Below are 12,729 nucleotides of genomic sequence, written 5' to 3' on the forward strand. Positions count from 1 at the left end.
ACAGAGTTGGTCAGCGTTGCTGTGCCAATGCGACGCGCACAGCCAACGCCAGGAATGTAATGCCGGTCACCCGATTAAACCACCGGCCGAACCGGAAAAAGGCCTGCCGCACCGAAGGGGTCGTAAAGAAGATCGAGACCAATGCAAACCAGGCAAAAAGCATGATGCTCATGCTGCCCACATAGACCACCTTGATCTGGCCACCGGTATGCACCGACACCAGTGAAGTGAACAGCGCCAGGAAAAACAGCACCGCCTTGGGATTGAGCAGATTGGTCAGGAAGCCCAGCGCGAAAGCGGCCATGTCGCCTTTACGCGCGGCAGCGTTGTCGGACACCTGCGGTGGTTGCGGTGGCGGACTACGAAGCGCGGCTATGGCGAGCCAGACCAGATAGGCCGCACCCGCCCATTTCAGAATGTTGAACAGCAGCAGCGACTGTCCCACGATCACACCAACGCCCAGCAGTGTGTAGGTGCCATGGACCAGGATCGAGGTGGCAATGCCCGCAGAGGTGAAGAGCGCCTCGCGCCGTCCATGCGCCACGGCTTGGCGCAGCACCATGGCAAAATCGGCACCCGGAATGACGGCATTGATGCCGAAGGCCAGCATCAGGCCGAGAAATTCGAACCAGGGAAAGTCCATCGGTGCCACCGCCGCAAAATATCGCGCTAACGGTTACACCAGCCCGCCCCATGGGGCAACGGAGCACGTCACAAGTCCCCCTGCCCAATCGGCAAGGCCTTTTGAAGGGAGGACCGAAAGGTCGCCATCAGGACGCCGATATATCCTGCGCGCGCTTGAGAATGTCGGGCAATTGCCGGTCGATATCGAGCGCTTCGCTCTCGATCTGTTCGAGAAAGGCCCGGCAGAAAACATCCTTGTCGGGTGCCTGGTTGTAGGCCGTCATAATCTGGCTGCCACCATAGGTTTCGGCCGCTTTCTGCTGCCCTTCGGTGCCTCCGCCGAGCCGGGCGATAACCCGGTCGGCCAGATCGAGATAGCCGACATTGCGCAGATACCAGTTCGCGGCCGCGTCCTTATAGGCGTTGTCGAGGCCGGTGGTCTCATAGCAATGGGTAGTCATCACCTCGACAATGGCCTTGGAGCCGTGAAACGCCATCAATTCGCCGACCAGAGCCACGTCGGCTTCGGACTGCTCCTGCGCCCAACCCGGCGTCGCAGCCGCGATCAACGCCATCCATGCGGCCAATACTGTTCTCAACACCAACTCCCTGAACGCCAATATGCGCGCCCACGCCACTATCCCTATCCGGGTCAAATCCTAACGGAACCTTACCGGGCCGTAGCCGCTCCACACACCAATCGGTGAACACGAAAAAGGCCCGCCGAAGCGGGCCTTTCAAACGCATAAATGTGGCGAGGATTAGAGGTCGAGCACCAGGCGCTCGGGCGCCTCCAGGCTCTCCTTGACGCGAACGAGGAAGGTCACGGCCTCCTTGCCGTCCACGATGCGGTGATCATAGCTCAGCGCCAGGTACATCATCGGGCGGATGACAATCTGCCCGCCGACCACGACCGGACGTTCCTGGATCTTGTGCATGCCCAGAATGCCCGACTGGGGCGCGTTGAGGATCGGCGTCGACATCAGCGAACCATAAACACCACCATTGGAAATGGTGAAGGTGCCGCCCTGCATGTCGGCCATGGAGAGCTGGCCGTCGCGGGCCTTCTTGCCCAGATTGCCGATTTCCTTCTCGATCTCGGCAATGCTCATCTGGTCGGCATTGCGCACCACCGGAACCACCAGGCCCTTATCGGTGCCCACGGCCACGCCGATATGGGCATATTGCTTGTAGATCAGGTCATCGCCATCGATCTCGGCATTGACCGCCGGGATTTCTTTGAGCGCGTGAACCACGGCCTTGGTGAAGAAGCCCATAAAGCCAAGCTTGACGCCGTGCTTCTTTTCAAAGAGCTCCTTGTACTGATTGCGCAGGTCCATGACCGGCTTCATGTCCACCTCGTTGAAGGTGGTCAGCATGGCAGCGGTATTCTGCGCATCCTTCAAGCGCCGCGCAATGGTCTGGCGCAGGCGGGTCATTTTCACCCGCTCTTCGCGCTCGGCATCATCCGCGGCAACCGGCGCGCGCGGCGCAGCGGCTGCCTTGGCCGCGGCGGGTGCCGGCGCGGAGGCTGGCTTTGCCAGGGCGGCCAATACGTCTTCCTTGAGCACCTGACCGGCCTTGCCTGAGCCGGAGATAGCGTCAGCGTCCAGGCCCTTCTCGTTGATCATCTTCTGGGCCGAGGGTGCCGGAGCGCGATCGGTGGCGGTCACCGGCTTTGCTGCCGGTTCTTCCTTGATCACTTCGGGACCGGCGGCGTTATTGGCCGGCGTATCGGTCTTGGGCTCGGCCGGGGGCGCAGCGGGCGCCGATGCTGCAGCACCCGAGCCCGCGGCGATGGCGCCGAGCAAGGCGCCAACATCGACCGTTTCGCCCGGCTGGGCGGCAATGGCCTCAAGGGTACCGGCGGCCGGTGCCGGCACCTCGATGGTCACCTTGTCGGTTTCCAGCTCCACCACCGGTTCGTCGGCGGCAACAGCATCGCCCACCTTCTTGAACCACTGGCCGATCGTGGCTTCGGTGACGCTTTCACCCAGGGTCGGGACGCGGATTTCTGTCGACATTGGTTTGTCCTTCTAAATCGGGTTACTGCGCAAACGCGTCGTCAAGGAAGGCCTGGAGCTGTGCCAGATGCGTCCGCATCAGGCCCGTGGCCGGGGAAGCTGCCGCCGGACGGCCGACATAGCGCACGCGCTCGCCGCCGCGGCCCATCTGGTCAAACACCCATTCAACATAGGGCTGGATGAACGCCCAGGCACCCATATTGCGCGGCTCTTCCTGGCACCAGACCACGTCAGCATTGGGGAAGCGGCTCAATTCGTCCAGCACAGCCTTGGCCGGGAACGGATAAAGCTGCTCCACGCGCAACAGATAGACATCATTGATGCCCTTCTTCTCGCGGTCTTCGAGCAGGTCATAATAGACCTTGCCGGTGCACAGCACGACGCGACGGATCTTGTCATCCGACGCCAGCTTGATGGTGGTCTTGGGCACGCCGGGGGCTTCCGCATCGTCCCAGAGCAGGCGGTGGAAGCAGCTATCTGCACCCATTTCCACCAGGCCCGACACCGCACGCTTATGGCGCAACAGGCTCTTGGGCGTCATCAGGATCAGCGGCTTGCGGAAGTCGCGCTTGAGCTGACGGCGCAGTACATGGAAATAGTTGGCCGGCGTCGTGCAATTGGCGACCTGCATATTGTCTTCGGCACAAAGCTGCAGGAAACGCTCAGGGCGGGCCGAGGAGTGCTCGGGACCCTGACCCTCATAGCCATGGGGCAGCAGCATCACCAGGCCCGACATGCGGAACCATTTACGCTCGCCCGAGGAGATGAACTGGTCGATCACGACCTGAGCACCGTTCACGAAGTCGCCGAACTGGGCCTCCCAAAGGGTCAGCGCCTTAGGCTCGGCCAGCGAATAGCCATACTCAAAGCCCAGCACCGCCTCTTCGGACAGCATGGAATTGATGACTTCGTAGCGGGCCTGTTCAGGGTCGAGATTGTTGAGCGGCGTGTAGGTCCTGGCTTCGACCTGCTGGTCATTGAGCACCGAATGGCGCTGGCTGAACGTGCCGCGTTCACAATCCTGGCCCGAAAGGCGTACGGGATGACCTTCGGTCACCAGCGTGCCGAAGGCCAAGGCCTCAGCGGTTGCCCAGTCGATCCCCTCGCCGCTCTCAATCGCCTTGAGGCGATTGTCCATGAAGCGCTTGACCGTCTTGTGGGCGTTGAAGTCCTCGGGCACCACCGTCAGCTTGGTGCCGATCTCGACCAGCTTGTCGACGGCAACACCGGTTTCACCGCGGCGCGGGCCTTCATCCTCGGCCGGCTTAAAGCTCTTCCACTGCCCATCGAGCCAGTCGGCCTTGTTGGGACGGTAGTCCTGGCCGGACTCGAACTCGTTTTCGAGATGAGCCTTCCAGTCGGTCTTGAGCTTTTCGACATCGGCCTCGGTCAGCAGACCTTCGCCGACCAGCTTTTCCGCATAAAGCTCAAGCGTGGTCTTGTGGCCACGGATCTTGGCATACATGGTCGGCTGGGTGAAGCTGGGCTCGTCGCCTTCATTGTGGCCGTAGCGACGATAACAGAACATGTCGATGACCACGGGACGACCGAATTTCTGCCGGAATTCGACAGCCACCTTGGCGGCGAACACCACCGCTTCCGGATCATCGCCATTCACATGCAGCACCGGCGCCTCGATCATCTTGGCGACGTCGGTGGGATAGGGCGAAGAGCGCGAATACATCGGGCTCGTGGTGAAACCGATCTGGTTGTTGATCACGAAATGGATCGACCCGCCGGTCCGGTGCCCCTTGAGGCCTGAGAGACCAAGGCATTCGGCAATCACGCCCTGGCCGGCAAAGGCGGCGTCGCCATGGATCAGCAGCGGCAGCACCATGGAACGGTCCGGCTTGCCGTCGGTGGCGATGTTGACGAGCTTGCCATCGGGCGCAATGTGCTGGTCCTGCTTGGCGCGCGACTTGCCCAGCACGACCGGGTCGACGATTTCGAGGTGGGACGGGTTGGCCGTCAGCGACAGGTGGACCTTGTTGCCGTCGAAATCGCGGTCGGACGAGGCACCCAGATGGTACTTCACATCGCCCGAGCCTTCGACGTCGTCGGGGTAGAAGGCGCCGCCCTTGAATTCGTGGAACAGGGCACGATGCGGCTTCTGCATCACCTGGGTGAGCACATTGAGGCGGCCGCGATGGGCCATGCCCAAAACGATATCCTTGATGCCTAGCGCACCGCCGCGCTTGATGATCTGCTCGAGCGCAGGAATGGTGGCTTCACCGCCATCCAGGCCAAACCGCTTGGTGCCGGTATATTTGACATCGAGGAACTTCTCGAAGCCTTCGGCCTCGACCAGCTTGGAAAGGATCGCCTTCTTGCCCTCGGGGGTAAAGGTGATTTCCTTGTCCGGCCCTTCGATGCGCTCCTGAATCCACTGCTTGGCTTCAGGATCGGAAATATGCATGAACTCGATGCCCAGCGTCCCGCAATAGGTGCGCTTGAGAATGGCCAGCATCTCGGGGATGGTGGCGTATTCGAGCCCCAGAACATTGTCGATGAAGATCTTGCGGCTGTAGTCGGCTTCGGTGAAGCCGTAATTGGCCGGATCAAGCTCGGGCGCCGGTTCGTCGGTCTTGAGCTTTAAAGGGTCCAGATCGGCATGCAGGTGTCCGCGCATGCGATAGGCACGGATCATCATGATGGCGCGGATCGAGTCGCGCGTCGCCTGCAGCACATCGGTAGCGCTCGGAGCCGGCTTGCCTTCGGCAGCCGCCTTTTTGCTCACGGCCTTTTCGACCTTGAGCGCGGCCTGGCCCCAATCACCATCGAGTGCGCTGATCAGGTCGCCGCTTTCTGCCTGCGGCCAGTCCTTGCGGCCCCAGCTCGGGCCATCGGCATTCTTCTTGGCCTCCGCCTGGCTATCATCGAGCCGTGAGAAAAAGCTCGACCAGGTCGGATCGACGCTGGAAGGATCGGTTTTGAAGCGGGAATAGAGTTGTTCGATGTAGTCGGCGTTCCCCCCATAGAGGAACGAGGTCAGCAAGAACGTGTCGTTCTTTTCCTGTCGTGTCATCGCTTTTGTCGCAAGGCCTTGCGCCCTGCCATCCTTCTCAACGAACCGGCATGGAATATCCATACAGGTGTCAGATGCGGTCATCCAAAAAGTGGGCCGAATATTGACCGCGTTTCCTTTGTATCTTGTTAAGGCTTGCGGCGCCCCGCAAGGCGCCACGGCTCACTCATCTGTGTTCCAAACACCGCAAGGTCCGGCCTAACACCGAACCTTGACCGAAGGGCGACCGACATTAGTCGCATGATCGCACCCGCCCTTCCGGGCGGGGCTATATTTCCCGCGCGATTTAACCGCGCAGAACGTCCGCCAGCGTCGCGCCGATGCGCGCCGGCGAAGCCGAAACCTTGATCCCGGCCGCTTCCATGGCCGCGATCTTTTCTTCCGCGCCACCCTTGCCGCCGGAAATCACCGCACCGGCATGGCCCATGGTGCGGCCCGGAGGGGCGGTGCGGCCCGCAATGAAACCGGCCATCGGCTTCTTGCGGCCCTTCTTGGCTTCATCGATCAGGAACTGGGCGGCTTCCTCTTCGGCCGAGCCGCCGATTTCGCCGATCATGATGATGGATTTGGTCGCCTCATCGGCCAGGAACATCTCCAGCACGTCGATGAACTCGGTGCCCTTGACCGGGTCGCCGCCGATACCGACAGCGGTCGTCTGGCCAAGGCCTTCATTGGTGGTTTGGAACACAGCTTCATAGGTAAGCGTGCCGGAGCGCGAAACAATACCGACCGAGCCCTTGGAGAAGATCGAGCCGGGCATGATGCCGATCTTGCATTCTTCCGGGGTCAGAACGCCGGGGCAGTTCGGCCCGATCAGGCGCGACTTGGACTTTTCGAGCTTGGCCTTGACGCGGACCATGTCCATGACCGGCACGCCTTCGGTGATGCACACGATCAATTCGATCTCGGCATCGATCGCTTCCTCGATGGCCACAGCGGCGCCAGCGGGCGGCACATAGATGACGGACGCATTGGCACCGGTCTTGTCCTTGCCTTCGGCAACCGAGGCAAAGATCGGCAATTCGGTGCCGTCGACACCCGAGGACCAGATTTCCCCACCCTTCTTCGGGTGAGTGCCGCCGACCATCTTGGTCCCGAAATAGGCCAGGGCCTGTTCGGTGTGGAAGGTGCCGGTCTTGCCGGTCAGCCCCTGCACAAGAACCTTGGTGTCTGTGTTGACGAGAATGGACATCTATTTCTCTTCCGTCTCTGGGCGCTAAGCGCCAATTCATGCCCGTGACTGGGGCGGATTACTCTTCGCTCGTGGCGGGTTTCGGTGTGAGGATGGTCAATTGGATGACAAAGCCCACATGGTCCCAATGGGCAATGAGCAGGCTGTCATCGGCGCCGGTACCAACCAGGCTGGCATAGGCGCCGCCATTTTCGTTGGTCACCTCGCCCTCATAGTCCTCAAGCGCGGCGAGGGCCTCGATGGCTGCCTCCCCCTGCCCTCTGGGTTCGGCGACATCGATGCGGCAATAGCCCAGCACGCGGTTCGGATAGCTCTCGACCAGCGAGAACATGTCGCCCCAACCAATGCCGGGCATTTCCCGCCCCGCCGAATAGGACCGGATGAACGGGCTCTCCGACTCATCCTCGTAGGCATCCCAGCCTGCGCCGATGGCCTCATCGACCGCCAGCACATCGCCCTTGGCAAAAGCCTCGCACATCTCCAGCGCCGCCACGGCCTCGTCGGCCGCAGACGCCTTGGTCTTGCCCTGCGCCAGGGCCGGTTGAGCAACCAGTCCCAGCGCCAGAACGAGTGCGAGGCTCGCGCGCATCGGCTTAGCCCTGCACCGCCTTGACGATCTTCTGGGCGGCATCGTCCAGATCATCGGCGGAAATCACGTCGAGACCGGAATTGTCGAGGATTTCCTTGCCTTCCTTGACGCGGGTGCCTTCGAGGCGAACCACCAGCGGGACCTTGAGGCCAACTTCCTTGACCGCCGCGATCACGCCTTCGGCGATGACGTCGCAGCGCATGATGCCGCCAAAGATATTGACCAGAATGCCCTTCACGGCCGGATCGGCGGTGATGATCTTGAACGCCGCCGTCACCTTCTCCTTGGAGGCGCCACCACCAACGTCGAGGAAGTTGGCCGGCTCGGCGCCATAGAGCTTGATAATGTCCATGGTCGACATGGCCAGGCCCGCGCCATTGACCATGCAACCGATATTGCCGTCCAGCGCCACATAGGCGAGGTCGTATTTGGACGCCTCGATTTCCTTGGCGTCCTCTTCGGTCAGGTCGCGAAGCGGCTTCAGCTCTTCATGGCGGAAGGCGGCGTTATTGTCGAAGGAGACCTTGGCGTCGAGCACGCGCAGATGGCCATTGTCCATCACGATCAGCGGGTTCACCTCAAGCAGGCTCATGTCCTTTTCGGTGAAGGCCTTGTAGAGGATGGGGAAGAGGCTTTTGCCGTCCTGAGCCGCATCACCCTCAAGCTTAAGCGCGGAATTGATCTTGGCCACATCGGCCTCGGTCACGCCGGCCACCGGATCGATCGCAACGGTGATGATCTTTTCCGGGGTCGCTTCGGCAACGGCCTCGATATCCATGCCGCCCTCGGTCGAAACCACGAAGGAGACGCGCGAAGTGGCGCGATCCACCAGCAGCGAGCAGTAAAGCTCGCGGGCAATATCGGCACCGTCCTCGATATAGAGGCGGTTGACCTGCTTGCCAGCCGGGCCGGTCTGCTTGGTCACCAGGGTATTGCCGAGCATTTCCTTGGCATTGGCGATGACGTCCTCGACCGACTTGGCCAGGCGCACGCCGCCCTTGGCATCGGGACCCAGTTCCTTGAACTTGCCCTTGCCGCGACCGCCGGCATGGATCTGGCTCTTGACCACATAAAGCGGGCCGGGCAGCGACTTGGCGGCGGCTTCGGCTTCATCGGCCGAGAAGATGGCAACGCCCGCAGCAACCGGCGCACCATAGTCCTTCAGCAGCGCCTTGGCCTGGTGTTCATGGATATTCATTCTTTTCCCCTTGGGTGGGCAGACATCAAATCCGGCATTTCTGGAGCCGGAAAGCCAAAAGCCGCTGGCAGGGCCAGCGGCTTGGAACCTTACGCCAGCTTCGGCGCGATCTTTTGACAGGCCTGGATCAGGCCTTCCACAGCGCCAACCGACTTGTCGAACGCTTTCTGCTCCGCAGAATTGAGCGCAATCTCGACGACCTTTTCAGCGCCACCAGCACCGATGACGACCGGCACACCGACATAGGTGCCCTTGACGCCATATTCGCCATTGAGCTGCACGGCCGAGGGCAGCACGCGCTTCTTGTCCTTGAGATAGCTCTCAGCCATGGCAATGGCCGAAGCGGCCGGGGCATAGAAAGCCGAACCGGTCTTCAAAAGACCCACGATCTCGGCGCCGCCATCGCGGGTGCGCTGAATGATCTCGTCGAGCTTTTCCTTGGTCATCCAGCCCATCTTGACGATATCAGTGAGCGGAATGCCGGCAACGGTGGAGTAGCGAGCGAGCGGCACCATGGTGTCACCATGACCGCCCAGCACGAAGGCGTTGACGTCTTCGATGGAGACGCCCAGCTCGTCGGCGATAAAGTGGCAGAAGCGCGAGCTATCGAGCACGCCGGCCATGCCGACCACCTTATTGGCGGGCAGGCCCGAGAATTTCTGCAGCGCCCAGACCATGGCGTCCAGCGGATTGGTGATGCAGATAACGAAGGCATTGGGGGCATATTTGGAGATGCCCGCACCCACCTGCTCCATCACCTTGAGGTTAATTTCCAGGAGATCATCGCGGCTCATGCCGGGCTTGCGCGGCACGCCGGCGGTGACGATCACCACATCGGCGCCCTCGATGTCCTTGTATTCGGACGTGCCCTTCATCTTCACATCGAAGGACTGGGTCACTGCCGACTGGGCAATGTCGAGCGCCTTGCCCGGCCCCACACCATCGACCACGTCGAACAGCACGACGTCCCCGAGTTCCTTCTGAGCCGACAGCAGAGCCAGCGTCCCGCCGATCTGACCTGCACCGATTAGGGCAATCTTCTTGCGCGCCATAAATCCTCATCCCGGACTGCGTTGAATTGGCGCACCTATTAACCCTGTCAGGACAGAGGGGCAAGTGAACCCTTCGTCGTAAATGGGTTTTAGCTCATGCTGATGGGCGATGGGGCGATGCCCGTTGGGCATTGGTGGCGAGAAAGGCCTCAATTGCCTGCCGGCCGTCCAGTTCCACCACCGCGATTGTGCCTTCGGCCTTTGCCATCACCTTCTGGTTACGTGGTCCGAAGACGCGATCATAGCGCCAAGTCCACAAAAGCAACTGCCAGTTCCACCCGTCCCGGCGCAAGACACGCCACAGCCGCAGCCACAAAGGAGGGTTGAGCCGGATCAAACAATCGGCCCGCGCGGCACGATAGTCATAGGTGCGGCTATTGCCCCCCTCGATGATCCAGCGCGATCCGTCCGCCGCCGCCCTGCAATCGGTGTCTATACGCTCTGCGGCGCGTACTCCGCCGGCTTCGTCATGCACGAAATCATCGACGGCGATGACCGGCAGATCGGTCAGTCGTCCCAGTTCGTGAGCCAAAAAAGTCTTTCCAGAGCCGGGCCCGCCAATGATCATGACCCGATCCATCGCTATTCCGCCTCTGCCGGCGCCGCATCTCTGAGACCCTTGGCCAGATAGTCCTCGGACTGCATCTCGGTCAGCCGCGATAATGTGCGCTGGAATTCGAACGCCGTCTTGTCGTCGGCCCCTAATTCCTCCAGCGGCACGGCAAAGCTCGCCGCCAGTTTCACGCCCCGGTCATAGAGCGAATCGATCAGCAGGATAAAGCGTTTGGCCGCATCCGACTTGGTCCGGTCCATCTGGGGGACACCGTCCAGCACCATGGAATCGAACTGATGCGCGATCCGCACAAAGTCGCGCGTCCCGAGCGGCCTTTCGCAAAGATCGGCAAAGCCGAACCGCGCCGCACCCATGGCCATCAGCGGCACCTGAATTTTCCGCCCGATGCTTTCCACCACACCCGGCTCCCCCGGCTCGCCGCCGGTAATGCGCAGCCACATCTGGTCCATCGCCTCGCGCACGTCCGGTCCAGCACCAAAGGCATAGACATGCTGGCCGGCAAATTTGAGCCTCCGATAGTCCTGCGCGCTCGGCAGATCGGCGACCACGGTCTTTTCCTTCAAAAGCGCGATGAAGGGCAGGAACAATTGGCGATTGAGCCCGTCCTTATAGAGCCCGTCCGGCGCCACATTGGACGTCGCCACCAGCGTCACACCACCGGCAAACAGCTTTGAAAACAGCCGGTCGAGCAGCATCGCATTGGCGATGTCATGAACATGAAATTCGTCGAGACACAACAGCCGCAATCCTGATCTGAGGATCGGCCTGACCACCGCCTCGACCGGGTCGGCATCATCGTCCTTGCCGCGCACCGACTTGCGGAAAGCCGCGATCCCGGCATGCACCTCGTCCATGAACTCATGAAAATGTAGCCGTCGCTTTTCCCCAAAGGGCACGGCCGCATGAAAGAGGTCCATCAGCATGGTTTTGCCCCGCCCTACCTCACCATGAAGATAGAGGCCGCGAACAGCCGCCGGCCGCTTCTCGAAAAAGCCGAACAGGCGCTTGGGCCTGTGAGCCATGAGATCGGCCAGAACCCGGTCAAGCGCGCGCGCCGCCTCCACCTGCGCCGGATCGGGCGTCAGGGCGCCACGAGCAACCAGGTCATGATAGGCACTGAGGACGGAACCACTTCTTGCGGAGATACTTGAAGACATGAATTAATCCGGAGCCACCCTCGGGCCTGACCCAGGGGCCAGTCGCCACATCCGTTGCGTTATGAATGGCCCTCGGGTCAAGCCCGAGGGCGGAACCGTGGATGAAGCGGGCGTCCTTGGTCAAAAGAAAACCGGCCCTTTCGGACCGGCTCTTAAAAAACTCAGCGAGACATCGAAACGGCCTGGCCGCCACCCATGGTGCCGATATAGCGGCCGCCCGAGGGGGCGAGGAAGGCGGCGATATTGCCGTTTTCATCATAAAGCTGAAGCTGAGAGCCGACCTGCTGCCAGCCGGTAACCGAAGCGATCTGCGGCACAGTGCAACCGGGGGCCGAGGCGCGGTAATAATTGGTACCGGTCTTGGCGGTAAGCGGCAGGTTGAGACGGCAGGTCTGCCCGGCCGCGACCACGTTCCAGGCGCCTTCCGGTCCGCTCGAAATGCCCGTGGCCAACGGCGTGCCAACGGTCGTGATCGACCCGGCGCCGGTTCCGGCTACCGTGGTTGTCGTGCTCGTCTGGCCACCCAGCACCGGCTGGCCGGAAAGCCCTGGCGCCGGCGTGCCGGTTGCGCCAATTGCCGGCAGCGTGGTCTGCTGCACGGTGGAATTCTGCACCGGCTGCAATTGCTGGGGCTGGCCCACCACATTGAGATTTGCCGTATTGGTCCGGCTGGACGGGGAACAGGCCGCCGCCAGAAGGGCGAGGGCTGCCAGGCCCACAACGGATGAAGCGCCGCGCTTCCAATCCTGCATTGATCACTCCTGCCGCAAAGGCTTAATGCACATTAACACTTGTGGCGGCTTATACCCAAAGCCTCCACCCTGTTCAATTGCCCGACCCGCTTCTGTCGCTATTGCACAGCAATATGGCCGTTTTCCGTGCAATCGTCACATTTACTCCACCACATTGGCTCAGCTCATGTCCTTGAGCAAATCCTGCGCCAAAACCGTCGCATCGGCCACCTCGTCTTCGGGCACCTCCACAACCACCCCGTCGGCCCCAAAAAGATTCGGAACACCCGGCAGACCGCCCTCGCGCGGCTCCAGCGGGTGAAAACCATGCGCCCGCAACGCCACGATCATCACACGAGCGACAGATTGGTTCTTCACCTGGATAATGGGGGCAAATTTCATCGAACGCTCCTTGGCTGGCCGATCGTGACCAGTCCTGTCCGTCCCCGCAAGGGCTTTGAGCCCGATCACGCACAGTTGGCGCCGCCCGGCTTGCCAAGCCGTCATCGAAATGTTGCATTGGGACATTTCCGGCCGATCGGTGATTTGCACGACGGCCCGCG

At 61.3% G+C, this 12,729-nt stretch carries 12 protein-coding genes; all 12 read right to left on the minus strand.

The genetic code is table 11. The features are described 5' to 3' along the window. Positions 1–10 precede the first annotated feature (10 nt). Positions 11–643, minus strand: coding sequence for a LysE family transporter (locus V8Z65_RS13220; protein ID WP_338720618.1), 633 nt, complete (start codon positions 641–643; stop codon positions 11–13). 127 nt (positions 644–770) lie between these two features. Continuing rightward, on the minus strand, positions 771–1,223 hold the full coding sequence (locus V8Z65_RS13225; protein WP_338720619.1) for a hypothetical protein: 453 nt from the start codon (positions 1,221–1,223) through the stop codon (positions 771–773). A 162-nt stretch (positions 1,224–1,385) separates the two neighbouring features. Beyond that, entirely contained in the window at positions 1,386–2,648 is a 1,263-nt protein-coding gene (gene odhB, locus V8Z65_RS13230) for a 2-oxoglutarate dehydrogenase complex dihydrolipoyllysine-residue succinyltransferase (protein ID WP_338720620.1), read from the minus strand. Positions 2,649–2,670: 22 nt separating this feature from the next. After that, a complete protein-coding gene (locus V8Z65_RS13235) occupies positions 2,671–5,673 on the minus strand; it encodes a 2-oxoglutarate dehydrogenase E1 component (RefSeq protein ID WP_338720621.1) in 3,003 nt (1,000 codons plus the stop codon). Positions 5,674–5,959: 286 nt separating this feature from the next. Continuing rightward, positions 5,960–6,865: a succinate--CoA ligase subunit alpha gene (sucD, locus tag V8Z65_RS13240; RefSeq protein WP_338720622.1), complete on the minus strand. Its 906-nt coding sequence runs from the start codon at positions 6,863–6,865 to the stop codon at positions 5,960–5,962. Between the two features lie 58 nt (positions 6,866–6,923). Continuing rightward, complete coding sequence (locus V8Z65_RS13245; RefSeq protein WP_338720623.1) at positions 6,924–7,454, minus strand: hypothetical protein; 531 nt, start codon at positions 7,452–7,454, stop codon at positions 6,924–6,926. Between the two features lie 4 nt (positions 7,455–7,458). After that, on the minus strand, positions 7,459–8,652 hold the full coding sequence (sucC, locus tag V8Z65_RS13250; protein WP_338720624.1) for an ADP-forming succinate--CoA ligase subunit beta: 1,194 nt from the start codon (positions 8,650–8,652) through the stop codon (positions 7,459–7,461). A gap of 89 nt (positions 8,653–8,741) precedes the next feature. Next, positions 8,742–9,704: a malate dehydrogenase gene (gene mdh / locus V8Z65_RS13255; protein ID WP_338720625.1), complete on the minus strand. Its 963-nt coding sequence runs from the start codon at positions 9,702–9,704 to the stop codon at positions 8,742–8,744. A 94-nt stretch (positions 9,705–9,798) separates the two neighbouring features. Beyond that, positions 9,799–10,236 (minus strand): hypothetical protein, encoded by a 438-nt coding sequence (locus V8Z65_RS13260; RefSeq protein WP_338720626.1) that lies wholly within the window; start codon positions 10,234–10,236, stop codon positions 9,799–9,801. 50 nt (positions 10,237–10,286) lie between these two features. Further along, positions 10,287–11,435, minus strand: coding sequence for a cell division protein ZapE (zapE, locus tag V8Z65_RS13265; protein ID WP_338720627.1), 1,149 nt, complete (start codon positions 11,433–11,435; stop codon positions 10,287–10,289). A 161-nt stretch (positions 11,436–11,596) separates the two neighbouring features. Continuing rightward, the gene (locus tag V8Z65_RS13270) at positions 11,597–12,187 is read right to left on the minus strand and encodes an AprI/Inh family metalloprotease inhibitor (protein ID WP_338720628.1); all 591 of its coding nucleotides are present in this window, start codon (positions 12,185–12,187) and stop codon (positions 11,597–11,599) included. A 159-nt stretch (positions 12,188–12,346) separates the two neighbouring features. Next, entirely contained in the window at positions 12,347–12,718 is a 372-nt protein-coding gene (locus tag V8Z65_RS13275; protein ID WP_338720629.1) for a hypothetical protein, read from the minus strand. Positions 12,719–12,729 lie beyond the last annotated feature (11 nt).

The sequence above is a fragment of the Devosia sp. XK-2 genome (assembly GCF_037113415.1).
Taxonomy (GTDB): Bacteria; Pseudomonadota; Alphaproteobacteria; order Rhizobiales; family Devosiaceae; genus Devosia.